Origin of the sequence: Mycobacterium sp. GA-2829, assembly GCF_001499965.1 — a bacterium.
Classification (GTDB): Bacteria; Actinomycetota; Actinomycetes; order Mycobacteriales; family Mycobacteriaceae; genus Mycobacterium.
In genome coordinates this window covers 191,877-213,788 of sequence record NZ_LQIT01000023.1, presented here as the reverse complement: position 1 = coordinate 213,788, position 21,912 = coordinate 191,877, and the positions used below count along the sequence as shown (strand labels likewise).

Here is a 21,912-nt window from a genome sequence, read left to right as displayed (position 1 = left end):
ATGGCTGCTGACATCGTGCCGGTTCGGCTCGGGCTGACCAAGGGCGACCTGTACACACTGTGGGCTCCGCGCTGGCGCGACGCCGGCGACGAGTGGGAGGCCTTCCTCGGCAAGGACGAGGACCTCTACGCCTTCGAGTCGGTCGCCGATCTGGTGGCGTTCGTACGGACCAACACCGAAAACGACCTGACCGACCACCCGGCCTGGGAGAAGCTGACCGAGGCGTCCGCGCACCGGTTCACCCCGAGCGAGGACCGCGAGTACGACCTCGTCGGCGTCCCCGAGTCCGCGGCCGAGAAGGCCACCGAGACCGTCGTGAGCACGCTGCACCGCGCGCTGGCGATCGCCTCGTCGATCGGATCGGTCTGCGACCTGCCCGCGGTCACGAAGTTCTTCAACGGCAACCCGCAGCTGAGCACGGTGGGCGGCGGTGCTGAGGCGTTCAAGGGCCGCAGCGGCCGCAAACGCTGGGGCGAGATCGAAGCGGTCATCGCGCGCAGCTGGGACGGCGTGCTCGACGCGATCGACGAGATCGTCACCGTCCCCGACGTCGACACCGCCGCCTCGGCGAAGGCCGCCGCCGAACTCGAAGAGCCTGCGCCCGAACCCGAGGTCGACGAGGACACCGACGCGGCGGCCACCGTCGAGGACGCCGAGGACGACGACACCGTCGCCGAGGATGCCGAACCGCTCGAAACCCCCTCGGCCGCAGCGGTTCTCGGCAGTGACGAGGACTTCTGGCTGAAGGTCGGCATCGACCCGGTGCGGCTGATGACCCGGTCGGGCACCTTCTACACCCTGCGCTGCTACCTCGAGGACGAACCGGTCTTCCTCGGTCGCAACGGCCGCATCAGCGTCTTCGGCTCCGAACGTGCCCTGGCCCGCTACCTGGCCGACGAACACGACCACGACCTGTCTGACCTGGCCACCTACGACGACATCCGCACCGCCGCGACCGACGGCTCGCTCGCGGTCGAGATCATCGACGAGAACGTCTACGTGCTCAGCGGCCTGTCCGACGACATCGCCGACGGCCCCGACACCATCGACCGCGACCAACTGGAACTCGCGCTCGAACTGCTGCGCGACGTCGGCCAGTACGCCGAGGACAACACCGTCGAGAAGACCCTCGACTCGGGCACCGCGCTCGGGGCGTTCGTCACCTACGCGCTGAATCCCGACGCCGCCGAGCGGCCCGAACCGCCCTACGCGGAGGCCGTGCAGCAGTGGGAGGCGCTGGAGGCGTTCGTGGAGTCCCGCCTGCGTCAGGAGTGACCCGGGAATAGGTGACATGTCACCGATTGTTGGGTGCGAGTATCCGCAACCGACGATCGGAGACACGTCATGAAACTGCTCGAGAACAAGACCGCCCTGGTCACCGGCGCCAATTCCGGCATCGGACTGGCCAGCGCCCAGCGGCTGGCCGACGAGGGTGCCCATGTGTTCCTCACCGGCCGCCGCCAGGAGGCGCTCGACGCGGCCGTCGCGTCGATCGGTGACGCCGCCACCGGGATCCGCGGCGACGTGTCGCGACCGGAGGACCTCGAACCCGTCGTCGAGGCGATCCGCGCCCGTGGCCGCGGGCTGGACGTCGTGTTCGCCAACGCCGGCGGCGGCGAGTTCGCCGCCCTGCCCGACATCACCCCCGAGCATCTGGCGACCACGTTCGGCACCAACGTGTTCGGCACGGTCTACACAGTGCAGGCGGTGTTGCCGCTGCTCAACGAGGGCGCCTCGATCGTGCTGACGGGGTCGACCTCCGCGCACAACGGGACGCCGGCCTTCAGCGCCTACGCCGCGTCGAAGGCGGCCATCCGCTCCTTCGGCAGGACATGGGCGGCCGAGCTGGTCGGCCGCGGCATCCGCGTCAACACCGTCACCCCGGGGTCGACCGAGACGCCCGGGCTCAAGGGGCTGGCCGCGGCCGGTCAGGAGCAGCAGATGCTCGACGAAATGGTCGCCGCCACCCCGCTGGGCCGCCTGGGCAGGCCCGAGGAGATCGCCGCCGCCGTGGCGTTCCTCGCCTCGGACCAGAGCAGCTTCGCCACCGGCAGCGAACTGTTCGTCGACGGCGGCGCCGAACAGATCTGACGCACCTCTACCGCGGCCGGTCCTCGTCGATGACCGGCCGCGGCAGCGTGCCGTGCCGCAGGATCGACTCGTACGCCGCCTCGAGGACGTCGGCCAGGGTGTTCTCCTGCGCGTCGGTGAGATCGGCGAAGAACAACTCCTTCACCCGGGCGGCGTGCCCGGGCGCGGCGGCCTCGAACTGCCGGCGGCCCTCGTCGGTGAGCACCACATCCGTCACCCGCCGGTCCCCCGCGGACTCGGACCGCTCGACGAGCCCGCGCCGCCCCATCCGCTGCAGGTGGTGCGAGAGCCGGCTGCGCTCCCAGCCGATCGTCGTCGCCAGCACGTTGACCTGTGCGCGATACCGCGGCGCGTTGGTCAGCGCATTGAGCACGGTGTAGTCGGCCAGCGACAACCCGCTGTCGGCCTGCAGCTGACGGTTCATCTCGTATTCGAGCCGGTGGTAGACCCGCATGTAGGCCAGCCACGCGCGGCGCTGCGACGGGTTCAGCCTGCGGTCGTCGCCGCTCACCCCGCCAGCACCGCGTAGCGCGGTTTGATGACGTCGTCGATCAGCGCCAGCCGCTCGTCGAACGGGAGGAACGCCGACTTCATCGCATTGATCGTGAACCGGGCCATATCGGTCCAGCCGTAGCCGAACGCCTCGACCAGGCGCAGCATCTCCTGGCTCATCGTGGTGTCGCTCATCAGCCGGTTGTCGGTGTTGACCGTGACCCGGAACCGGGTGCGCGCCAACAGGTCGAACGGGTGCTCGGCGATGCTGGCCACCGCGCCGGTCTGCACGTTCGAACTCGGGCACAGCTCCAGCGGGATGCGTTTGTCGCGCAGGATCGCCGCCAGCCGGCCCAACTTCACCTGACCGTCCGGCGCGATCGTGATGTCGTCGACGATGCGCACGCCGTGCCCCAGCCGGTCGGCGCCGCAGAACGCGATCGCCTCGTGGATGGACGGCAGACCGAACGCCTCACCGGCGTGGATGGTGAACCGCGCGTTGTTGCCGCGCATGTACTCGAAGGCGTCGAGGTGGCGGGTGGGCGGGTAGCCGGCCTCGGCGCCGGCGATGTCGAACCCGACGACGCCGCGGTCGCGGAACCGGATGGCCAGTTCGGCGATCCCGCGTGAGCGGGCGGCGTGCCGCATCGCGGTGACCAGACAGCGCACCGTGATCGTGCGGCCCGCGCCCGCCGCGGCCTTCTCCCCGTCGGCGAACCCGGTGAGCACCGCGTCCACGACCTCGTCCAGGCTCAGCCCACCCTCGATGTGCAGTTCCGGCGCGAACCGCACCTCGGCGTAGACGACGTTGTCCGCGGCGAGGTCCTCGACGCATTCGAACGCGACCCGGTGCAACGCCGCCGGGGTCTGCATCACCCCGACGGTGTGGGTGAACGGTTCGAGGTAGCGCACCAGCGACCCGCTGTGGGCGGCGGTGCGGAAGAACGTGGCGAGGTCGTCGACGTCGTCGGCGGGCAGGTCCTCGTAGCCGTGCTCATGGGCGAGTTCCAGCACGGTCGACGGACGCAGCCCGCCGTCGAGATGGTCGTGCAGCAGCGCCTTGGGCGCCTGGCGGAGGTTCTCCAGGGTCAGCGGTGTCGTCATCGGCACATCTCCTCACGTTCCCTCGTCAACCGGTGATCCGATCGATGACCAGCGGCCTGCGTTGCGGGGCGTGGTCGGCCACGCGGAAGCCGCCGCCGAGTTCGGCGCGCGCGGGTCCGAGGCGTTCGGGGGTGTCGGTGTAGAGCGTGAACAGCGGCTCACCCGCGCGCACGGGTTCCCCCGGGCGGCAGTGGATGCGGATGCCCGCACCGAACTGCACCTGCTCACCGGGCGCCGAGCGGCCCGCCCCGAGCCGCCACACCGCCAGACCCACCGCCATCGCGTCGATGTCTCCCATCGTGCCACCGCGGGGTGCCGTGACGGTGTCACTGTGGCCACCGATCGGCAGCGGCTGGGAGAGGTCTCCGCCCTGCGCGGTCACCAGCGCCCGGAACGCGTCCATCGCGGTGCCGTCGCGCAGCGTGTCGGCGGGGTCCTTCGCGTCGAGGCCGGCCGCGTCGAGCATCTCGGTGGCCAGCGCCACCGTCAGCTCGACCACGTCCTCGGGTCCGCCGCCGGCGAGCACGTCCAGCGATTCGGCGACCTCGACGGCGTTGCCGACGGCGCGGCCGAGCGGGACGCTCATGTCGGTGAGCAGCGCGCGCGTCACCAGCCCGTGCGCGGCGCCCAGTTCGACCATGGTGCGGGCCAGTTCCCGCGCCTGGGTCTCGTCGGGCAGGAACGCGCCCGACCCGACCTTGGTGTCGAGGACCAGGGCGCGGGCGCCCTCGGCGATCTTCTTGCTCATCACCGAACTCGCGATCAGCGGCAGCGATTCGGTGGTGGCGGTGACGTCGCGCAGCGCGTAGATCTTGCGGTCGGCGGGTGCGAGCTCGCCGGCGGCGAAGATCGCCGCGCCGAGTTCGCTAAGTTGTTGGCGGATCTGGCTTTTCGTGAGTTCGGCGGTGAATCCCGGGATGGCCTCGAGTTTGTCGAGGGTGCCGCCGGTGTGGCCGAGCCCGCGACCCGCGGCCTGGGGTACCGCACCGCCGCAGGCCATCACCACCGGCACCAGCGGGATCGTGATCTTGTCCCCGACCCCGCCGGTGGAGTGTTTGTCGACCAGCGCGAGGGGACGGCCGTCGGTCGCGCGACGCAGGTCGGTGAAGTCGAACCGCTCCCCCGAGGCGACCATCGCCGCCGTCCACCGGGCGATCTCGGCTCCGGTCATCCCGCGCAGGAAGATCGCCATCAGCAGCGCCGACATCTGCTCGTCGGCGACGCGGCCGCGGGTGTAGGCGTCGATCACCCAGTCGACCTGCTCGTCGGACAGCACACCGCCGTCGCGTTTGGTCCGGATGACCGTCGGAGCATCGAGATGCGACATGGGCCGGGGCGCATCGAAGTCGAAGCGCGTCACCGCTTCTCCCCCGCCACGCCGCGGGCCAGGTCATCGGGTCCGAACGCGTCGGGCAAGAGTTCGCGCAGCGGCCGCGGGCCCTGCCGATGGTCGATCAACAGCTCGGGTCCGCCGTGTTCGAGCAGCACCTGGCGGCACCGTCCGCACGGCATCAGCAACTCCGCATCGGGGCCCACACACGACAGCGCGACCAGCCGTCCGCCGCCGCTGGAATGCAGGGCGCAGACCACACCGCACTCGGCACAGAGACCCAGGCCATATGAGACATTCTCCACATTGCATCCGGTCACGATTCGGTCATCGTCGACGAGCGCGGCGGCGCCGACCGGAAACCCCGAGTACGGCGCGTAGGCCCGTGCGGAAACGTCAATAGCCCTGCGGCGCAACACTTCCCAATCGATATCGACAGCCACGTGCGTCCTCTCACCCCAGCTCTGAATGGATTCCGAAAACCGCGCCGGACCGCCCCCCGCGGCACATAGGCGACCCTAACTTTCGGCCTCTGAGCGGCGCATACGGCAACACGCTAGTTCGTTCGGCAGTACAAAGGGGATTAGAGTCGCCCCGAGGTTTGGGGCAGCGGTTCAGCCCGACAGGTCCGGGTATCCGCCCCCAAGCGTCCACCGATGGCGTTGGAGGACTAATGAGTACTGCGACAGCAGCGGACGACGTCTCGTCGCCGCGATCCAAACCGTCCCGCCGCCGCACCCTCTACCGTGGCGACCCGGGTATGTGGTCGTGGGTGCTGCACCGCATCTCCGGGGCGGCGATCTTCTTCTTCCTGTTCGTGCACGTGGTCGACACCGCGTTGGTACGGGTCAGCCCCGAGGCCTACAACAGCGTCATCGAGACCTACAAGACCCCGATCATCGGCCTGATGGAGATCGGTCTGGTCGCCGCGGTGCTCTACCACGCCCTCAACGGCATCCGCGTCATCCTGATCGACTTCTGGTCCAAGGGCGCGCGCTACCAGCGGAAGATGCTGTGGGTGGTCGCCGGCGTGTTCATCGCGGTGCTGATCGCCTCCGTCGGCGTGATCGGCATGCACATGGCGGAGAGGTTCCTCTAAATGGCCGAGAATCCGTACGACCACATCAGCGATCGCGGCGGCCCCGCCCCCGTCCTGCAGCGCAGCTACGACCGGCCGCCGAGCCTGGACAACCCGCGTGCGCCCAAGCGCCCGGGCGGGATGCCCAACTTCGAGAAGTACGCCTGGCTGTTCATGCGTTTTTCTGGTGTCGTCCTCGTTTTTCTTGCCCTCGGCCACCTGTTCATCATGCTGATGTGGGACAACGGCGTGTACCGCATCGACTTCAACTACGTCGCGCAGCGGTGGTCCTCGCCGTTCTGGCAGACCTGGGACCTGCTGCTGCTGTGGCTGGCCCAGCTGCACGGCGGCAACGGGCTGCGGGTGATCATCTCCGACTACGCCCGTAAGGACTCGACGCGGTTCTGGCTGAACTCGCTGCTGGCGCTGTCGATGATCTTCATCCTCGTCCTCGGCACCTACGTGCTGTTGACGTTCGACGCGAACATCTCGTAAGGACGTGAGCCCTACATGCTGATTGAACATCGCTACGACGTCGTCATCGTCGGGGCCGGTGGCGCCGGTATGCGCGCCGCGGTCGAAGCGGGCCCCCGCGCACGCACCGCGGTGCTGACCAAGCTGTACCCGACGCGCAGCCACACCGGTGCGGCCCAGGGCGGTATGTGCGCCGCCCTGGCCAACGTCGAAGAGGACAACTGGGAGTGGCACACCTTCGACACCGTCAAGGGCGGCGACTACCTCGCCGACCAGGACGCGGTCGAGATCATGTGCAAGGAAGCCATCGACGCGGTCCTCGACCTCGAGAAGATGGGGATGCCGTTCAACCGCACCCCCGAGGGCCGGATCGACCAGCGCCGGTTCGGCGGCCACACCCGCGACCACGGCAAGGCCCCGGTCCGCCGGGCCTGTTACGCCGCCGACCGCACCGGCCACATGATCCTGCAGACGCTGTACCAGAACTGCGTCAAGCACGACGTCGAGTTCTTCAACGAGTTCTACGCACTCGACATCACGCTCACCGAGACCCCCGGCGGTCCGGTGGCCACCGGCGTGATCGCCTACGAGCTCGCGACCGGCGACATCCACATCTTCCACGCCAAGGCGATCGTGTTCGCCACCGGCGGTTCGGGCCGGATGTACAAGACCACCTCGAACGCGCACACGCTGACCGGCGACGGGCTGGGCATCGTGTTCCGCAAGGGTCTGCCGCTGGAGGACATGGAGTTCCACCAGTTCCACCCGACGGGTCTGGCCGGGCTGGGCATCCTCATCTCCGAGGCGGTGCGCGGTGAGGGCGGCCGTCTGCTCAACGGCGAGGGTGAGCGCTTCATGGAGCGCTACGCCCCCACCATCGTCGACCTGGCGCCGCGCGACATCGTCGCCCGCTCGATGGTGCTGGAGGTGCTCGAAGGGCGCGGCGCCGGACCGAACAAGGACTACGTCTACATCGACGTGCGCCACCTCGGTGAGGACGTGCTCGAGGCCAAGCTGCCCGACATCACCGAGTTCGCCCGCACCTACCTGGGCGTGGACCCGGTCAAGGAACTCGTGCCGGTGTACCCGACGTGCCACTACGTCATGGGCGGCATCCCGACCACGGTCAACGGGCAGGTGCTGCGCGACAACACCACGATCGTCCCCGGGCTGTACGCCGCGGGCGAGTGCGCGTGCGTGTCGGTGCACGGCGCCAACCGGCTGGGCACCAACTCGCTGCTGGACATCAACGTGTTCGGCCGCCGCGCGGGCATCGCCGCGGCGAACTACGCCAACGGCCACGACTTCGTCGAGTTGCCGGAGCGGCCGGCCGAGATGGTCGTCAACTGGGTCGGCGACATCCTCTCGGAGCACGGCAACGAACGCGTCGCCGACATCCGCGGCGAGCTGCAGCAGTCGATGGACAACAACGCCGCGGTGTTCCGCACCGAGGAGACGCTCAAGCAGGCGTTGACCGACATCCATGCGCTCAAGGAGCGCTACTCGCGAATCACGGTGCAGGACAAGGGCAAGCGCTACAACAGCGACCTGCTCGAGGCGATCGAGCTGGGCTTCCTGCTGGAGCTGGCCGAGGTCACCGTCGTCGGTGCGCTCAACCGCAAGGAGTCCCGCGGCGGCCACGCCCGCGAGGACTACCCCAACCGCGACGACACCAACTACATGCGCCACACCATGGCCTACAAGGAGGGCAGCGACCTGCTCTCCGACGTGCGCCTGGATTACAAGCCCGTGGTGCAGACCCGCTACGAGCCGATGGAGCGGAAATACTGACATGAGCGCACCTGCAATCACCAAGGACGAAGCCACCACACCGCCGGTGCCCGAGGGCGCCGTGATGGTGACGCTGAAGATCGCCCGGTTCAACCCGGAGGATCCGGACTCGGCGGGTTTCCAGAGTTTCCGGGTGCCGTGCCTGCCGACCGACCGGCTGCTCAACCTGCTGCACTACGCGAAGTGGTACCTCGACGGCACGCTGACGTTCCGCCGGTCGTGCGCGCACGGCGTTTGCGGGTCGGACGCCATGCGCATCAACGGGGTCAACCGGCTGGCGTGCAAGGTGCTGATGCGCGACATGCTGCCGAAGAACCCCAAGAAGCAGCTCACGATCACCATCGAGCCGATCCGCGGCCTGCCCGTGGAGAAGGATCTCGTGGTCGACATGGAGCCGTTCTTCGACGCCTACCGCGCGGTGAAGCCGTACCTGATGACCAGCGGTAACGAGCCGACCAAGGAACGGATCCAGAGCCAGACCGACCGGGCCCGCTACGACGACACCACCAAGTGCATCCTGTGCGCGGCGTGCACGACGAGCTGCCCGATCTACTGGACCGAGGGTTCGTACGTGGGGCCCGCGGCGATCGTCAACGCCCACCGGTTCATCTTCGACAGCCGTGACGAGGGTGCCGCCGAACGGCTGGACATCCTCAACGAGGCCGACGGGGTGTGGCGTTGCCGGACCACGTTCAACTGCACCGAGGCGTGCCCGCGCGGTATCCAGATCACCCAGGCGATCCAGGAGGTCAAGCGCGCGTTGATGTTCGCGCGCTGAGGTTTCCGCTCGCGAGCAGACGCAGAATCGCCCTCTTCCGTGTGGAAGAGGGCGATTCTGTGTCTGGTGGGCGCCTCAGATGACGACCACCGGGATGAAGACCCCGAACAGCCAGAAGCCCCATGTCCGGAAGCCCGGGTCGAAGATCGGCCGCACCGGATATCCCCAGTAGTCGATCACTGCGGGCGGATGCCCACGCCAGTGGGCCGGCGGCGGCGGTCCCCAGCCCCACGGCGGGCGGTCGTCGTTACGCCATCGGTTGGCCCGCCACCACTTGTCCCAGTCGCCGCCGCGGTCGTGCCAGTCGCGGTCCACCCACTCCCGGTCGTGATCCGGCTTGGGTTTCCAGTGCGGATCCGCGCCGGCGGGGGCGATGCCGACGCCCGCAGCGGCGGCGGTGAGCGCACAGGCGGCGACGCCGCTCGCGAGCATTCTCTTGATGGTCATTGTTCGCGACTCCTTGTCTACGTGGAACTGACCCGGATCGCCCCGACTCGATATGACCCCTGCCTCGATTGTCCGCCGCCACCCCACCCCCGACAACCGCGCGAGCAGACACAGATTCGCGCGAATGCCCCGGGATTCGTGCGAATCTGCGTCTGCTCGTGCTGTCACACTTCGGTGGACTGTCTCGTCTCCAAGGTATGACGACAACACGGATCGCACCCGTCCCGCCCGACCAAGCGTCCCTGCTGACCCGACTGCTCTACCGCGTGGCCAAGCGCCGCTTCGGTGAAGTGCCCGAACCGTTCGCGGTCGCGGCCCACCATCCACGACTGATGCTCGCCAACGTCGTACACGAGGGACTGCTGCAGAGCGGGTCGAAGACGCTGCCGGCCAGCGTGCGGGAACTCGCGGTGTTCTGGACCGCGCGCACCGTCGGGTGCTCGTGGTGTGTGGACTTCGGCTCGATGCTGCAGCGCCTCGACGGTCTCGATGTCGACCGGCTCACCGACATCGACGACTACGCGACCTCCTCGCGCTACACCGACGACGAGCGCGCGGCCATCGCCTACGCCGACGCCATGACCACCGACCCGCATACCGTCACCGACGAGCAGGTGGCCGATCTGCGCCGCCGCTTCGGGGACGCCGGTGTGCTGGAACTGACCTACCAGATCGGGGTGGAGAACATGCGGGCGCGGATGTACGCGGCGCTGGGCATCACCGAGCAGGGGTTCAGCACGGATGCGTGCCGGGTGCCCTGGGCCGCTACCGACGAAGCGGCGACCCCGTGAACTTGTCCGGGTTGGCGATGTCCCACACCGCGACCACCTTGCCGTCGCGCACGGTCACCGCCGTCACCCGCGGCGCCACCTCGGGGTAACCGTCACGCGCGGGGGCGCCGGGGGTCCAGCTGCCGAGCTGACCGTTGACCAGCGCGGGCTGCGCGGCATCCAGCCAGCCGGGTCCGTACCGTCGCGCAAGCCCGAACAGGAACCGCACCACCTTGTCGGCGCCGCGGATGACCTGCGCGGCCGTCGGGGCCCGTCGGTTCGCGTCGCCGGTGAACGTGACGTCCGAATGCAGTAGCGCCACAAGGGCTTCCATGTTTCCCGCGGCCAGCGCGGCCATCAGCGCCCCGGCCACCTCGGCGTGTTCGCCGTCGTCGGCCGGCGGCGGCGCCCCCCCCCCCGCCCGGCGGGCCCGCGACGCGAGTTGCCGCGCGGCCGGGACCGTCACGCCCAGCACGCCGGCGATCTCGTCGAACGGCACCGCGAACCCGTCGTGCAGGACGAAGGCCACCCGCTGATCGGGGGTGAGTCGTTCGAGCACCACCATGGCGGCGAACCGGGCGTCGTCGGCGGCGACCACCGCGGCAAGTGGATCGTCGCCGTCGAGTCCGGTCACCACCGGTTCGGGCAGCCACTCCCCGACGTAGGTCTCCCGCCGGTGCGCGGCCGAACGCAGGAGGTCGAGGCTCAACCGGCTCACCACCGTGGTCAACCACGCCCGCAGATCGTCGATCTCGCCGCCGTCACCGCTGCGTTGCCACCGCAGCCACGCGTCCTGCACGGCGTCCTCGGCGTCGGCCAGGGTCCCCGTCAGGCGGTAGGCGACGGACAGCAGATGCGGTCGCAGCCGTTCGAACTCGTCGACCCGCGTGGTCATATCGCCGAGTTTAGGAGCGGCCCCGACGCGCCGAGACTACGGTTGATGATCGATATCGCGGGGAAATCGAGCAGCAACCGTAGTCTCGGCGGTACTTGAAGCCCGGAGGTGGCCCACCATGATTCGAGCAGTCATCCCCACGATCGCCGTTGCGGCCGCCGCTATGGGCGGGGCGTTGGCCGGGGCGCCTCCCGCCGCCGCCGACGAGGCCGCCTACCTCGAACTGCAGCAGTACTTCGCGTTCCTGACCGCCGACCAACTCCTGCGCGAGGGCTACTGGGTGTGCCGGGCCGCCGAGAGCGGGATGGGCTCCTCGGAGATCGTCCCACTGGTGATGGATCACCTCAAGGACGAGGGTTCCTCGGTCGCCATCGCGAACCGGATCGTCTCGACCGCGATCGTCCAGCTCGACTGCTGACTACCGCTTGGCGAACACCGTGCGGTGCCACTCCTTGTCGGCGACGGCGGTGATATCGCTCATCACGTGCTTGATGGTGAGGTACTCCTCGAACGAGTAGTCGCTCATGTCCTTGCCGAAGCCCGACGCGCCCACCCCGCCGTGCGGCATCTCGCTGATGATCGGGATGTGGTCGTTGATCCACACGCACCCGGCGTTGATCTCGCGTGATGCGCGCTGGGCGCGGTAGACGTCGCGGGTCCACGCCGAGGCGGCCAGCCCGTAGTCGGTGTCGTTGGCCTGCCGCAGCGCATCGTCGTCGTCGGTGAACGACCGCACGGTGAGCACCGGACCGAAAACCTCGTCGCGGTAGATCTCCGAGCGCTCGTCGACGTCGGCGACCAGCGTCGGCCGGTAGAACGAGCCGGGCAGGTCCGGGATGGTCCCGCCGGTGACGACACGGCCGCCCTCGGCCGGGGCGCGCGACACCATGGCCGCCACCTTGTCGCGGTGGGCGGCGGAGATCAGCGGCCCGAGATCGGTGTCGGGGTCCTGCGGATCACCGACGACGATTTTGCTCATCACCTCGCCGACCCCGGCGACGAAGTCGTCGTAGAGGTTGCGGGCGACGATCGCGCGGGTCGCGGCCGTGCAGTCCTGTCCGGTGTTGATCAGCGAACCGGCGACCGCACCCTGGATCGCGGCGTCGAGGTCGGCGTCGTCGAACACCACGAACGGCGCCTTGCCGCCGAGTTCGAGCTGGGTGCGGTGGCCGTGCACCGCGGCGGCCGACATGACCTTGCGGCCCACGACCGTCGATCCGGTGAACGTCACCAGGTCCACCCCGGGGTGCCCGGCCAGCGCGGTGCCCACGTCGGCGCCCAGGCCCGTCACCACGTTCAGCACGCCCGGCGGCAGGCCGGCCTCAGAAGCCAGCCGGGCCAGCGTCAGCGTGGTCAACGGGGTCAGCTCACAGGGTTTGATGACGACGGTGCAGCCGGCTGCCAGCGCGGGCAGCACCTTCCACACCGCCATCTGCAGCGGGTAGTTCCACGGGGTGATGGTCGCGACGACGCCGATCGCCTCGCGCCGGATGCTGGAGGTGTGGTCGCCGGAGTACTCCGCGGTCGCCTTGCCCTCGAGGTGCCGGGCAGCGCCCGCGAAGAAGTCGATGTTGTCGATGCTGCCGGGCACGTCGAACTCGCGGGCCAGCCGCACCGGCTTCCCGGTCTGGCTGACCTCCTCGGCGATCAGCAGTTCGGTGGCCTCCTCGGCCAGTTTGGCGAGTTTGGCCAGCACCGCCGACCGCTCGGCCGGGGTCGCAGTGGCCCAGCCGGGCAGCGCGGCGCGCGCCGCGGCGACCGCCACGTCTACGTCGGTGTTCGTCGCGCGGGCGTACTGGGTGACCACCGAACCGGTCGCGGGATCCACGATCTGGAATGCGCCGCCGCCGGTCTGCACCGGGGCCCCGTCGATCCAGCTGCTGGCGAGCGCCACCGAGTCCGACATTCCTGAGTTCGACACAACCGCTGTCATGGGTGCAACGCTAGCCGACCCGTTCGGCCGCGGCTACGCATCCCGCATAGGCGGCGCCGTCAAACGAACGATTTCATCAATCTGGTTGCCCAATACGACGGAATCCGTGCACAATGCCACATATGGCCAATCCCGACGGCGAGCCCGACATCCAACCGGTGTCGCTGCGCGTCAGCCAGTCGCGCCCAGGTACATACTTCCAGCTCGACGAACTCTCGAAGGCGATCATCGAGAAGTTGCAGCAGGACGGCCGGCGCTCGTATGCGGGAATCGGCAAGGCGGTGGGTCTGTCTGAGGCCGCGGTGCGACAGCGTGTGCAGCGCATGGTCGACGCCGGCGTCATGCAGATCGTCGCGGTGACCGATCCGATGCAGCTCGGTTTCGCCCGCCAGGCGATGATCGGCATCCGCTGCACCGGCGACACGACCAAGATCGCGGAGAAGCTCGCCGCGATCCCGTCGGTCGACTACGTGGTGCTCACCGCGGGTTCGTTCGACGCCATCGCCGAAGTGGTCTGCGAGGACGACGACGACCTCCTCGACCTGTTGAACACGAGGATCCGCGCACTGCCGGGAGTGGTATCCACCGAGACGTTGGTATACCTCAAACTGGTTAAGCAGCAATATAATTGGGGAACACGATGACGCAGGACTACATCACCGAGCCCGTGACGAACGAGCTCGGCGCCAAAGCCAACCGGCACCTGTGGGGGCATTTCGCCCGCCACGGTGAAGGCATCACGCCGCCGATCATCACCCGCGGTGAGGGTGTGCGGATCTTCGACGACAAGGGCCGCAGCTACATCGACGGTCTGAGCGGTCTTTTCGTGGTGCAGGTCGGCCACGGCCGCAAGGAGCTCGCCGAGGCCGCCGCCAAGCAGGCCGAGACGCTGTCGTTCTTCCCGCTGTGGAGCTACGCCACCCCGCCGGCGATCGAGCTGGCCGATCGCCTCGCGAACTACGCCCCCGGCGATCTCAACCGCGTCTTCTTCACCACCGGCGGCGGCGAGGCCGTCGAGAGCGCGTGGAAGCTGGCCAAGCAGTACTTCAAGCTGACCGGCAAACCCGGTAAGTACAAGGTGATTTCGCGGTCCATCGCCTATCACGGCACCCCGCAGGGTGCGTTGGCGATCACTGGCATCCCGGCGTTCAAGGCACCGTTCGATCCGCCGACTCCCGGCGGTTTCCGCGTGCCCAACACGAACTTCTACCGCGCTCCTGAGCAGTTCAGCTCGGACCCCAAGGCGTTCGGGCAGTACTGCGCCGACCGCATCGCCGAGGCCATCGAATTCGAGGGTCCCGACACCGTCGCCGCAGTGTTCCTCGAGCCGGTGCAGAACGCGGGTGGCTGCTTCCCGCCTCCCCCAGGCTATTTCGAGCGGGTCCGGGAAATCTGCGACGAGTACGACGTGCTGCTGGTCTCCGACGAGGTCATCTGCGCCTACGGCCGCATCGGCTCGATGTTCGCGTGCGACGACTTCGGCTACGTCCCGGACATCATCACCAGCGCCAAGGGTCTGACGTCGGGCTACTCCCCGCTCGGCGCGATGATCGCCAGCGACCGGCTGTTCGAACCGTTCAACGACGGGATGACGACCTTCGGCCACGGCTACACCTTCGGTGGCCATCCGGTCTCGGCGGCGGTCGCGCTGGCCAACCTCGACATCTTCGAGCGCGAGGGCATCAACGACCACGTCAAGGAGAACGCCCCGGCGTTCCGCGCCACCCTGGAGAAGCTCTACGACCTGCCGATCGTCGGCGACGTCCGCGGCGAGGGCTTCTTCTACGGCATCGAGCTGGTCAAGGACAAGGCCACCAAGGAGACCTTCAACGACGAGGAGTCCGAGCGGCTGCTGCGCGGCTTCCTGACCCCGGCGCTGTGGGAGGCCGGGCTGTACTGCCGCGCCGACGACCGTGGCGACCCAGTCGTGCAGCTGGCCCCGCCGCTGATCAGCGGGCAGGCCGAGTTCGACGCGATCTACGACATCCTGCACGGCGTGCTCAGCGAGGCCGGCCGCCGGCTCTGACCCCTCTTCGCACTCGCCGAGCCTGCTGGGAGATCGCGATCCGCCCGGATTTCGCGATCTGACAGCAGGCTCGGCGCGTAGCGTCGGCGGCGTGGCCTCCACTCGCAAGCCGCCGATCGACCCCGTCCGCTGGCACCCGCCGCCCGTCGACGACCTGCCGCCCCTACCGTCGCCCCCGGTCACCGTCGTCCCGCTGCCCGGGCACGCCCCCGAGGATGTGGTGGTCGACGCCGAGGGTCGGCTCTACACCGGCGTCGACGACGGCCGCATCCTCTGGTTGACCGCCGACGGTGGCGATCCGACGACCATCGCGAACACCGGCGGGCGCCCGCTCGGGCTGGCCGTGGCGCGCGACGGCCGGCTCCTGGTGTGCGACAGCCCCCGCGGCCTGCTGGCGCTCGACCCGGACAGCGGCGCCATCGAGCCGTTGGTCGAGGCGGTCGGGGGCCGGCATCTGCAGTTCTGCTCGAACGTCGCCGAAACCGCCGACGGCACAGTGTTTTTCACCGAATCGACCAGTGCCTTCACCTACGAGCACTTCAAGGGTGCGGTGTTGGAGTCACGCGGGCGCGGCGGGTTGTTCCGCCGCGACGTCGACGGCACAGTGACCACGTTGGCCGACGGGTTGTACTTCACCAACGGGGTGACGGTCACCGCCGACGGGTCGGCGCTGGTGTTCGCCGAGACGCTGGGGCGGTCGCTGTCGAAGTACTGGCTGACCGGTCCGCGGGCGGGCACCATCACCTCACTGGTCACCAACCTGCCCGGCCATCCCGACAACCTCTCGACGGGCGCCGACGGCCGGATCTGGGTGGCGATGGTCTCGCCGCCCAACGCCGCCGCCGAATGGTTGGCCCCGCGGCCTCCCGTGTTCCGCAAGCTGATGTGGCTGCTGCCCGACCGGTTCACCCCGCAGATCGCCCCCGAGGTGTGGGCGGTGGCGTTCGATCCCGACAGCGGCGCACCCGTCGCCGGGCTGCGGACCACGCATCCGGAGTTCGGCATGGTCACCGGTCTCGTGGAGTCGGGCGGGCGGCTGTGGATGGGGTGCATCGGCGCCCCGGCGTTGGCGCACGTCGCGCTCGACGACCTGACCCTCTGAGGCCCTGCGCCGAGACTGCGGGGAGGTCACCGAAACGCGCGAAAACACGATCTCCCAGCAGTCTCGGCGGAGAGCAAAGGCCCGGCGAGTCACACTGACCACATCCGTCACAGCGAGCCTCCGGGCCACAACGGCCTCGATCCCCTAATCTCCGCGGTGATGTCCTGCTCACGGAAGCTCTCCACGCGCGCGGCGGCGGTGGTCGCGGCGATGGCCGTGCTGGTCACGCCCGCCCTGGTGGTGACGCCTGCCGCGGGTGCGCAGCCCGCCCCGCAGATCGCGACGTGTCCGTACCGCGAGACGACGCCGCCGGCGATCGACGCCTCCGAGGTGCCCAAACCCGGTCAGGCGCCACCGGTCGCGCTGTCGGTGCCCGCGACACCGCTCGGCGGGAAGGCGCTCGCGGGATGCGGCATCATCACCGCACCCGGCGCCCCGCCGGCCCCGGAGGACGTCTCGGCCGAAGCATGGCTGGTCGCCGACATGGACACCGGCGACGTGATCGCCGCCCGCGACCCGCACGGCAGGCACCGCCCGGCCAGCGTCATCAAGGTGCTCACCGCGATCCAGTCGCTCGAGGAGCTCAACCTCGCCAAGGCGGTCCCGGGCACCGAGGAGGACGCCGCGGCCGAGGGCACCCGCGTCGGCGTCGCCGCAGGCGGCCTCTACACGGTCAATGATCTGCTGCACGGGCTGCTGATGTACTCGGGCAACGACGCCGCCCACGCGTTGGCCCGCCAGCTCGGCGGCATGGACACCGCGCTGCTCAAGCTCAACCAGCTGGCGAGCAAGCTCGGCGGCCGCGACACCCGGGTGGCCACCCCGTCCGGTCTCGACGGGCCGGGGATGAGCACGTCGGCCTATGACCTCGCGCTGTTCTACCGGTACGCGTGGCGCAACCCGACGTTCACGAACATCGTCGCCACCCGCACCTACGACTTCCCCGGGCGCGACGGCAACCCGCCGTACCCGATCGAGAACGACGTCAAGCTGCTCTACAACTATCCGGGAGCACTGGGAGGCAAGACCGGCTTCACCGACGACGCCGGGCAGACGTTCGTCGGCGGCGCCGAACGCGACGGCCGCCGACTGGTGGCGGTGCTGTTGCGCGGCACCCGCCAGCCGATTGCGCCGTGGGAGCAGGCCGCCCGGCTGCTGGACTACGGGTTCGGCCTGCCGTCCGGCACCAAGGTCGGCACGCTGATCGAACCGGATCCCTCGCTGGGGCCGAAGCCCGAGAACGCCGAGACCGACACCACCGCACAGGCCGCGGCGGTGCTACCCGCCGCCGACGCGATGCCCGTGCGGGTCGGGGTCGGGGTGATCGGCGCGATCATCGTGTTCGCGTTGATCATGGCGGCCCGCTCGCTGAACCGGCGCCCGCAGCACTGACCGTCACGCCCACCGGCGCAGCAGCTCCTCGGCACCGGCACTCAGCCGGGCGATCAGCGCGGCGGCGGGCTCCGCGCCGGTCACCATGCCGACACCCTGCCCGGCGTTGACCGGGGTGGCTACCCCGTCGGCGTCGGTCAGCACCCGTTCGGGGAGGTGCTCGGGCCACGGATAGCCGGCGGCGATGTCGAATTCCCGTGTGAGCGTGGTCTGTTCGCCGGCCGCGGCGACCATCGCCGCACGCGCGGACGGATCCGTGGTCGCCTCCGGGCACGCCGCGAACACCGAACCCAGCCAGGCCGCCGAGGCGCCCGCGGCCAGTACGGCGGCCACCCCGCGCGCGTTGGCGATACCGCCCGCGGCGAGCACCGGGACGTCCACCCGGTCGAGCAGTTCGGTGAGCAAAGCCAGTGTGCCGAGCCGTGGCTCACCGTGCCCGCCGCCTTCCGCGCCGCGCGCCACCACGACGTCGACACCCGCCGCGACCGCACGGTCTGCAGCCGAGACCGTGCCGACATGAGTGACGGCCGCGACGCCCGCCGCGTGGGCGCGGGCGACCCAGCCGAAGTCCTCGCCGAAGCTCACCGACAGCAGTGCGGGCCTGGCCGCCAACGCCCGCTCCAGCAGCTCCGGGCGCGCCTCGGCCACCCAGTGCACCAGCCCGATCCCGAACGGCCGCCGCAGATCCGAGAGCTCGGCCAGCTCCCGATCGAGTAGTTCGGCGGTGCCCGCGCTGCCCATCCCGACCATGCCCAACCCACCGGCGCGCGAGACCGCGGCGGCCAACCGGCCCCCGGCGGCGCCGCCCATCGGGGCGTTGACGATCGGTACCTCGAGGCCGAGAGTCCGGCACCACGGCGTCGACAGGGGCTTCATCGAGGGCATGAAGTGCGACGTTACCGCTTTGCTACGGTGGTGTTGTCAGCAGATGACACCGGACGAGCGGCACCGTACCCGGCCAGCGACAAGACGGCGCTAGAAGGGTGTGCCGTGTACTGGCTGATCTTGATCCTCTCGGGCGCGCTCGAATCGGTGTGGGCGGTCGCCCTGAGCCGGTCCGAAGGGTTCACCCGACTGGTTCCCAGCTTGATTTTCCTTGTCGCAGCGCTGCTTTCGATGGCCGGGCTGGGTTATGCGCTGCGGGAGATCCCTGTCGGCACCGGATACGCCGTGTGGGTGGGCATCGGCGCGGCGCTGACGGTGGCGTACTCGCTGGCCTCCGGCGCGGAGAGCACCACACCGATCAAGGTGGCGCTGATCCTCGGGATCGTCGGGTGCGTCGTCGGACTGCAGTTGGTCAGCGAAAGTCACTGACGACGGCGCAGCCGCGAAAGACCAACGGCGCCAAGCGCTCCGACCGCTGCGGCGGCGACGGCACCGGGCACCCCGACGCCCTCGCGGACCTGCACCCGGGTGGTGATCTGGGCCGGACTGGGCGGATCCACCGGCGCGGCGAGCATGTTGTCGCGCGAGGTGGCCGCCCACGCCGTCGCGAACAGGATGAGCCGCGCGGTGATGTAGGCGAACACCATCAGGCCAAGGACGGGGCCGAACGTCGCGCCCGCCGGACCGTTGACCACCGACTGCAGATACACCGACCCGAGCTGCTTGAACACCTCGAATCCGACCGCCGCCAACAGGCCCGCGCGCACCGAACTGCGGAAGCTGATGGACTCCCGCGGCAGCCGCGCGATGATCCACGTAAACAACAGCCACGACACCAGAATCGACACCAGCAGCGAGGCGATGCGCAGCCCGAGGCTCAGCCCGGGCAGTTCCGGGATCTGCAACCAGGACAGGATCTTGCGCATGAGTGTCTTGTCACCGAGCGCGGTCATGCCGATCGTGACCGCGAGCGCGACGAACGTCGACAGCAACGCGAGCAGATCGGACAGTTTGGTGCCGATGAACCCGGCCTGCTCGCCGCGCTGCAGACCCCACATCTGGCTGAGCGCCTCGCGCAGGTTGTTCATCCAGCCCAGCCCCGCCCACGCCGCGGTCGCGAGACCGATGAGCCCGACCGAGGTCCGCGACTCGATGGCGGAGTTCATCACCTCGATGACCTGCTGGCCCATGTCGCCGGAGACCGCGGTGCGGATCCGGCCCTCGAGGTCGGCCAGCAGTTCGGGTTGGTTGGCCAGCACGAAACCGCCGATGGAGAAGCCGACCATGATGAGCGGGAACAGCGCGAACACCGTGAAGTAGGTGATGCCCGCCGCGTAGAAGTCGCCCTTGCTGTCCTGGTAGCGCTGCTGGGCGAGCATGACGTGGTCGAACCAGGCGTAGCGGGTTCGCAGCCGGTCCAGCACACCGGGTTTGGCCGGTTCGTCCACTACCAGCCTCCAGTCGTCACGCCCGCGGGGGCAGGAATCCCAGTCGGTCGTATACCCGTTGCAGCGTTTTCGCAGTCACTTCGCGGGCGCGTTCGGCGCCGGCGGCCAGCACACCCTCGAGTTCGGTGGGATCGGCCAGCAGTTCGTCGACCCGGTTCTTGACCGGCGTGACGAACTCGACGACCGCGTCGGCGGTGTCCTTTTTCAGATCGCCGTAGCCGCGGCCCTGATACGCCTCGACCAGCGCCTCGACGTCGGTGCCGGTGACCGCAGACTGGATCGTCAGCAGGTTGGACACCCCGGCCTTGGCCTCGCGGTCGAAGCGGATCTCCCGCTCGCTGTCGGTGACCGCCGAGCGGATCTTCTTGGCCGTCTTCTTCGGATCGTCGAGCAGGCTGATGAGCCCGGCGTCGGTGCCCGCGGACTTGCTCATCTTCGCCGTCGGGTCCTGCAGGTCGTAGATCTTGGCGGTGGCCTTGGGGATCATCGGTTCGGGCACGACGAAGGTGTCGGGGAACCGGGCGTTGAACCGCTGGGCGACATCGCGGGCCAGTTCGAGGTGCTGGCGCTGATCCTCGCCCACCGGCACGAGGTCGGTGTCGTAGAGCAGCACGTCGGCGGCCATCAGCACCGGGTAGGTGAACAGCCCGACGGTGGTGGCGTCGGCGCCCTGTTTCTGGGATTTGTCCTTGAACTGCGTCATCCGCGACGCCTGCCCGAAGCCGGTGAAACAGCCCAGCACCCAAGCCAATTCGGTGTGCGCCGGAACGTGGCTCTGCACGAAGACGGTGCTGCGCGACGGATCGATGCCCAGCGCCAGGTATTGCGCCGCGGTCACCAGGGTGCGCTGCCGCAGTGTCGCGGGGTCCTGCGGGACGGTGATCGCGTGCAGGTCGACGACGCAGAAGTACGCGTCGTAGCCGTCCTGCAGTGCCGTCCAGTGCGTCACCGCTCCCAGCGCGTTACCCAGGTGCAGCGAATCCGAGGTGGGCTGCACACCCGAGAAGACGACACGGGGCACGGCGGGCGGGGTCTCGACCGGAGAGTTCATGATCCCTCGATCTTTCCACGCGCCCGGATCACGAGTACTCGACGGTGACCGGCGCGTGGTCGGACCACCGCAGCGCGTACGCCTCGGCCCGTTCGACGCGGGCGGTGTGCGCGCGGGGCGCCAGCGACGGGCTGGCCAGCTGGTAGTCGATGCGCCAGCCGGCGTCGTTGTCGAACGCCCGACCGCGCCACGACCACCACGAGTACGGGCCGGGCACCTCGGGGTGCAGGGCGCGCACCACGTCCACCCAGCCGGTGCCGAGCAGGTCGGTGAGCCACGCCCGCTCGCTGGGCAGGAACCCGGACTTCTTGAGGTTGCCCTTCCAGTTCTTGATGTCCAGCTCGGTGTGCGCGATGTTCCAGTCGCCGCACACGACGGCGTCGGTGTCGCGGATCTCGGCCATCCGCACCGCCAGCGCGGCCATGAAGCGTTCCTTCTCCAGCTGGCGGTCGGTCTCGGCCTCCCCGGTCTGGACGTACACGCTGGCCACCGTCAGCCCGCCGGTGTCCACCTCGAGGTAGCGACCGTGCTCGCCGAACTCGTCGGACGCCATGCGGCGGTGCTCGTTGATCGGATGCCGGGACAGCACAGCGACGCCGTTGCGGCCTTTGAGGTGCGGGCTGGCCGAGGCGAGGAACCAGCCGTCGGCCAGGGCGGGGGCCAGCGCATCGGCGAGCTGTTCGTCGTCGGCACGCGTCTCCTGCAGGCACACCACCTCGGTGGGGGTCTCCTTGAGCCACGCCAGCAGCCCCAGGTTCTCGGTCGAGCGCTGTTTGACCGCCGCGCGGATGCCGTTGACGTTGATCGTGCTGACTATCACGGCGC

At 69.2% G+C, this 21,912-nt stretch carries 23 protein-coding genes, 1 pseudogene and 1 riboswitch; of the genes and pseudogenes, 13 read left to right on the top strand and 11 right to left on the bottom strand.

The genetic code is table 11. The features are described 5' to 3' along the window. A complete protein-coding gene (locus AU194_RS15915; RefSeq protein WP_059090203.1) occupies positions 1–1,275 on the top strand; it encodes a hypothetical protein in 1,275 nt (424 codons plus the stop codon). Between the two features lie 69 nt (positions 1,276–1,344). Then, a complete protein-coding gene (locus tag AU194_RS15910) occupies positions 1,345–2,091 on the top strand; it encodes an SDR family NAD(P)-dependent oxidoreductase (protein WP_059090202.1) in 747 nt (248 codons plus the stop codon). A 7-nt stretch (positions 2,092–2,098) separates the two neighbouring features. On the opposite strand, the gene AU194_RS15905 is transcribed toward AU194_RS15910, so the two are convergent. Genes AU194_RS15905 through AU194_RS15890 form a run of 4 tightly spaced genes read right to left on the bottom strand, consistent with a single transcriptional unit; the run spans position 2,099 to position 5,460 of the window. After that, complete coding sequence (locus AU194_RS15905; RefSeq protein ID WP_059090201.1) at positions 2,099–2,602, bottom strand: MarR family winged helix-turn-helix transcriptional regulator; 504 nt, start codon at positions 2,600–2,602, stop codon at positions 2,099–2,101. Further along, positions 2,599–3,687, bottom strand: a complete 1,089-nt coding sequence (locus AU194_RS15900; protein WP_059090242.1) for an adenosine deaminase — start codon at positions 3,685–3,687, stop codon at positions 2,599–2,601. The genes AU194_RS15905 and AU194_RS15900 overlap by 4 nt, the downstream gene beginning before the upstream one ends. A gap of 25 nt (positions 3,688–3,712) precedes the next feature. Continuing rightward, complete coding sequence (locus AU194_RS15895; RefSeq protein WP_059090241.1) at positions 3,713–5,014, bottom strand: thymidine phosphorylase; 1,302 nt, start codon at positions 5,012–5,014, stop codon at positions 3,713–3,715. A gap of 29 nt (positions 5,015–5,043) precedes the next feature. Further along, on the bottom strand, positions 5,044–5,460 hold the full coding sequence (locus AU194_RS15890; RefSeq protein ID WP_059090200.1) for a cytidine deaminase: 417 nt from the start codon (positions 5,458–5,460) through the stop codon (positions 5,044–5,046). Between the two features lie 230 nt (positions 5,461–5,690). Between AU194_RS15890 and sdhC the strand changes: the two genes are divergently transcribed. From sdhC to AU194_RS15870, 4 genes are read left to right on the top strand one after another with little or no spacing between them, the layout of a single operon-like run. Further along, entirely contained in the window at positions 5,691–6,116 is a 426-nt protein-coding gene (gene sdhC, locus AU194_RS15885) for a succinate dehydrogenase, cytochrome b556 subunit (protein ID WP_082698667.1), read from the top strand. Then, on the top strand, positions 6,117–6,590 hold the full coding sequence (locus AU194_RS15880; RefSeq protein WP_059090198.1) for a succinate dehydrogenase hydrophobic membrane anchor subunit: 474 nt from the start codon (positions 6,117–6,119) through the stop codon (positions 6,588–6,590). It begins immediately after the preceding gene. A 15-nt stretch (positions 6,591–6,605) separates the two neighbouring features. Then, entirely contained in the window at positions 6,606–8,360 is a 1,755-nt protein-coding gene (gene sdhA / locus AU194_RS15875; protein ID WP_059090197.1) for a succinate dehydrogenase flavoprotein subunit, read from the top strand. 1 nt (position 8,361) lies between these two features. Beyond that, positions 8,362–9,138 (top strand): succinate dehydrogenase iron-sulfur subunit, encoded by a 777-nt coding sequence (locus tag AU194_RS15870; RefSeq protein WP_059090196.1) that lies wholly within the window; start codon positions 8,362–8,364, stop codon positions 9,136–9,138. A gap of 75 nt (positions 9,139–9,213) precedes the next feature. Here AU194_RS15870 and AU194_RS15865 read toward each other — a convergent pair whose 3' ends face one another. Further along, the gene (locus AU194_RS15865) at positions 9,214–9,585 is read right to left on the bottom strand and encodes a hypothetical protein (protein ID WP_059090195.1); all 372 of its coding nucleotides are present in this window, start codon (positions 9,583–9,585) and stop codon (positions 9,214–9,216) included. 164 nt (positions 9,586–9,749) lie between these two features. On the opposite strand from AU194_RS15865, the pseudogene AU194_RS15860 reads away from it, so the two are divergent. Continuing rightward, positions 9,750–10,376 (top strand): annotated as a pseudogene (locus AU194_RS15860) (carboxymuconolactone decarboxylase family protein); the annotation flags it as partial. Here the strand turns inward: AU194_RS15860 and AU194_RS15855 are convergent. Beyond that, the gene (locus AU194_RS15855; protein ID WP_059090193.1) at positions 10,351–11,250 is read right to left on the bottom strand and encodes a sigma-70 family RNA polymerase sigma factor; all 900 of its coding nucleotides are present in this window, start codon (positions 11,248–11,250) and stop codon (positions 10,351–10,353) included. The pseudogene AU194_RS15860 and the gene AU194_RS15855 overlap by 26 nt on opposite strands. A 118-nt stretch (positions 11,251–11,368) precedes the next feature. Between AU194_RS15855 and AU194_RS15850 the strand changes: the two genes are divergently transcribed. Beyond that, complete coding sequence (locus tag AU194_RS15850) at positions 11,369–11,668, top strand: DUF732 domain-containing protein (protein WP_059090192.1); 300 nt, start codon at positions 11,369–11,371, stop codon at positions 11,666–11,668. Here AU194_RS15850 and AU194_RS15845 read toward each other — a convergent pair whose 3' ends face one another. Continuing rightward, positions 11,669–13,156 carry a gamma-aminobutyraldehyde dehydrogenase gene (locus AU194_RS15845; RefSeq protein WP_059090191.1) on the bottom strand — a complete coding sequence of 496 codons (1,488 nt, stop codon included), beginning with the start codon at positions 13,154–13,156 and terminating at the stop codon, positions 11,669–11,671. 149 nt (positions 13,157–13,305) lie between these two features. On the opposite strand from AU194_RS15845, the gene AU194_RS15840 reads away from it, so the two are divergent. The 4 genes from AU194_RS15840 (at position 13,306) to AU194_RS15825 (ending at position 17,703) form a co-directional block, all read left to right on the top strand. After that, complete coding sequence (locus AU194_RS15840; protein ID WP_059090190.1) at positions 13,306–13,827, top strand: Lrp/AsnC family transcriptional regulator; 522 nt, start codon at positions 13,306–13,308, stop codon at positions 13,825–13,827. Further along, positions 13,824–15,209, top strand: coding sequence for an aspartate aminotransferase family protein (locus tag AU194_RS15835; RefSeq protein ID WP_059090189.1), 1,386 nt, complete (start codon positions 13,824–13,826; stop codon positions 15,207–15,209). Before AU194_RS15840 ends, AU194_RS15835 begins: the two co-directional genes overlap by 4 nt. Before the next feature lie 91 nt (positions 15,210–15,300). Next, positions 15,301–16,311 (top strand): SMP-30/gluconolactonase/LRE family protein, encoded by a 1,011-nt coding sequence (locus AU194_RS15830; protein WP_059090188.1) that lies wholly within the window; start codon positions 15,301–15,303, stop codon positions 16,309–16,311. Between the two features lie 159 nt (positions 16,312–16,470). Further along, on the top strand, positions 16,471–17,703 hold the full coding sequence (locus tag AU194_RS15825) for a D-alanyl-D-alanine carboxypeptidase family protein (protein ID WP_059090187.1): 1,233 nt from the start codon (positions 16,471–16,473) through the stop codon (positions 17,701–17,703). 3 nt (positions 17,704–17,706) lie between these two features. Here AU194_RS15825 and AU194_RS15820 read toward each other — a convergent pair whose 3' ends face one another. Further along, on the bottom strand, positions 17,707–18,588 hold the full coding sequence (locus tag AU194_RS15820; protein ID WP_231743396.1) for a nitronate monooxygenase family protein: 882 nt from the start codon (positions 18,586–18,588) through the stop codon (positions 17,707–17,709). A 30-nt stretch (positions 18,589–18,618) separates the two neighbouring features. Continuing rightward, positions 18,619–18,682: riboswitch (guanidine-III (ykkC-III) riboswitch) on the top strand. 11 nt (positions 18,683–18,693) lie between these two features. Between AU194_RS15820 and AU194_RS15815 the strand changes: the two genes are divergently transcribed. After that, a complete protein-coding gene (locus AU194_RS15815) occupies positions 18,694–19,017 on the top strand; it encodes a multidrug efflux SMR transporter (protein ID WP_059090185.1) in 324 nt (107 codons plus the stop codon). On the opposite strand, the gene yhjD is transcribed toward AU194_RS15815, so the two are convergent. From yhjD to AU194_RS15800, 3 genes are read right to left on the bottom strand one after another with little or no spacing between them, the layout of a single operon-like run. Beyond that, on the bottom strand, positions 19,011–20,036 hold the full coding sequence (gene yhjD, locus AU194_RS15810) for an inner membrane protein YhjD (RefSeq protein ID WP_059090184.1): 1,026 nt from the start codon (positions 20,034–20,036) through the stop codon (positions 19,011–19,013). The two genes, AU194_RS15815 and yhjD, sit on opposite strands and share 7 nt — an antisense overlap. 16 nt (positions 20,037–20,052) lie before the next feature. Continuing rightward, the gene (gene trpS, locus AU194_RS15805; RefSeq protein ID WP_059090183.1) at positions 20,053–21,087 is read right to left on the bottom strand and encodes a tryptophan--tRNA ligase; all 1,035 of its coding nucleotides are present in this window, start codon (positions 21,085–21,087) and stop codon (positions 20,053–20,055) included. 28 nt (positions 21,088–21,115) lie between these two features. Beyond that, the gene (locus tag AU194_RS15800; protein ID WP_059090182.1) at positions 21,116–21,907 is read right to left on the bottom strand and encodes an exodeoxyribonuclease III; all 792 of its coding nucleotides are present in this window, start codon (positions 21,905–21,907) and stop codon (positions 21,116–21,118) included. Positions 21,908–21,912: the final 5 nt, after the last annotated feature.

Excerpts from the sequence above, each read along its gene's own strand:
- AU194_RS15845 (WP_059090191.1), bottom strand. The coding sequence starts at position 13,156 with ATGTCGGACTCGGTGGCGCTCGCCAGCAGCTGGATCGACGGGGCCCCG.
- AU194_RS15880 (WP_059090198.1), top strand. The coding sequence starts at position 6,117 with ATGGCCGAGAATCCGTACGACCACATCAGCGATCGCGGCGGCCCCGCC.
- AU194_RS15835 (WP_059090189.1), top strand. The coding sequence starts at position 13,824 with ATGACGCAGGACTACATCACCGAGCCCGTGACGAACGAGCTCGGCGCC.
- AU194_RS15840 (WP_059090190.1), top strand. The coding sequence starts at position 13,306 with ATGGCCAATCCCGACGGCGAGCCCGACATCCAACCGGTGTCGCTGCGC.
- AU194_RS15850 (WP_059090192.1), top strand. The coding sequence starts at position 11,369 with ATGATTCGAGCAGTCATCCCCACGATCGCCGTTGCGGCCGCCGCTATG.
- AU194_RS15915 (WP_059090203.1), top strand. The coding sequence starts at position 1 with ATGGCTGCTGACATCGTGCCGGTTCGGCTCGGGCTGACCAAGGGCGAC.
- AU194_RS15895 (WP_059090241.1), bottom strand. The coding sequence starts at position 5,014 with ATGTCGCATCTCGATGCTCCGACGGTCATCCGGACCAAACGCGACGGC.
- AU194_RS15825 (WP_059090187.1), top strand. The coding sequence starts at position 16,471 with ATGTCCTGCTCACGGAAGCTCTCCACGCGCGCGGCGGCGGTGGTCGCG.
- AU194_RS15820 (WP_231743396.1), bottom strand. The coding sequence starts at position 18,588 with ATGCCCTCGATGAAGCCCCTGTCGACGCCGTGGTGCCGGACTCTCGGC.
- AU194_RS15900 (WP_059090242.1), bottom strand. The coding sequence starts at position 3,687 with ATGACGACACCGCTGACCCTGGAGAACCTCCGCCAGGCGCCCAAGGCG.
- trpS (WP_059090183.1), bottom strand. The coding sequence starts at position 21,087 with ATGAACTCTCCGGTCGAGACCCCGCCCGCCGTGCCCCGTGTCGTCTTC.
- AU194_RS15855 (WP_059090193.1), bottom strand. The coding sequence starts at position 11,250 with ATGACCACGCGGGTCGACGAGTTCGAACGGCTGCGACCGCATCTGCTG.
- sdhA (WP_059090197.1), top strand. The coding sequence starts at position 6,606 with ATGCTGATTGAACATCGCTACGACGTCGTCATCGTCGGGGCCGGTGGC.
- AU194_RS15910 (WP_059090202.1), top strand. The coding sequence starts at position 1,345 with ATGAAACTGCTCGAGAACAAGACCGCCCTGGTCACCGGCGCCAATTCC.
- AU194_RS15865 (WP_059090195.1), bottom strand. The coding sequence starts at position 9,585 with ATGACCATCAAGAGAATGCTCGCGAGCGGCGTCGCCGCCTGTGCGCTC.
- AU194_RS15870 (WP_059090196.1), top strand. The coding sequence starts at position 8,362 with ATGAGCGCACCTGCAATCACCAAGGACGAAGCCACCACACCGCCGGTG.
- sdhC (WP_082698667.1), top strand. The coding sequence starts at position 5,691 with ATGAGTACTGCGACAGCAGCGGACGACGTCTCGTCGCCGCGATCCAAA.